The sequence below is a fragment of the Vibrio sp. D173a genome (assembly GCF_030248475.1).
Genome location: NZ_JAHGAH010000760.1, coordinates 1 through 592, shown reverse-complemented (window position 1 = coordinate 592; position 592 = coordinate 1). Strand labels below are relative to the sequence as shown.

General features: G+C 46.6%; 1 protein-coding gene and 1 pseudogene. Both read left to right on the top strand.

Annotated elements, in window-relative coordinates:
- On the top strand, positions 1-235 hold a 235-nt coding region (locus KIV40_RS29070), incomplete at its 5' end, for a threonine/serine exporter family protein (protein WP_285352700.1).
- Positions 236-273: 38 nt separating this feature from the next.
- Positions 274-592, top strand: a pseudogene (locus KIV40_RS29065) (dihydrofolate reductase); the annotation flags it as partial.

The following is a 592-nucleotide window of genomic DNA, read 5'->3' as shown; positions in this document are numbered from 1 at the left end:
GCTGTTAGCACACCCCAAGGTCTTTACGGTTGCGGCTTTAATCCCAATGGTTCCTGGCGTGTTTGCCTTTAAGGCGATGATCGCTATGGTGGAGATTAATAACATGGGTTATACGCCAGAACTGGTCGCGATGCTGATGGAAAACTTCCTTAAAGCAATGTTCATTATCGCAGGCTTGGCGGTTGGCTTAGCGGTGCCGGGGCTGTTATTCTATCGCCGTAGACCTATCGTCTAATCCTGTTAACTTCAATAAAGAGTGGGACCTCAATAGATATGATCATCAGTATGATAGCGGCAATGGCAGACAATCGTGTCATTGGTAAAGACAATCAAATGCCTTGGCATCTTCCAGCTGATTTCGCATGGTTCAAACGCTCTACTATGGGCAAGCCGATTATTATGGGCCGTAGTGGTCGTTAGTCGTGATGCGTCATTAGTGATTGAAGGTGTGACCATGGAGACGTCTGTAGAACAGGCATTAGAGCTGGTCGGTGATGTCGAAGAGGTGATGATCATTGGTGGTGGCTCTATCTATGCGCATTGCCTACTAAAAGCAGATAAACTGTACCTCACTCATATTGATTTAGCCGTC